Genomic DNA, 241 nt, shown 5'->3' with positions numbered 1-241 from the left:
CGCCCTGAGCTCGGCGAGCGACAGCGAGACCGGCGTCCCGACATGGCCCTTCACCTCCAGGCGGAACGTCTCGGGGTCGATGGATGTCGGGATGTCGGCGAGGTGGTAGCGCACGAAGAAGGCGTCGTTCGTCGTGATCACGCCCTCGTCGAAGACCGAGAAGGGCGTCTCGAGCTGCGGCGGCCGGGCCGTCATCTGCAGCAGCGGCCGCTTGCCCGGATAGGCGACGAGCGGCCGCTCG

1 pseudogene is annotated in these 241 nt (G+C 69.7%); it reads right to left on the bottom strand.

The features are described from left to right. Positions 1–241 (bottom strand): annotated as a pseudogene (locus tag WDW90_RS40360) (molybdopterin-dependent oxidoreductase); the annotation flags it as partial.

The sequence above is a fragment of the Methylobacterium nigriterrae genome (assembly GCF_037106235.1).
In the GTDB taxonomy this organism is placed as follows: Bacteria; Pseudomonadota; Alphaproteobacteria; order Rhizobiales; family Beijerinckiaceae; genus Methylobacterium; species Methylobacterium nigriterrae.
The sequence above is the reverse complement of the archived record's forward strand: the minus strand, read 5'-3'. Positions and strand labels throughout refer to the sequence as shown.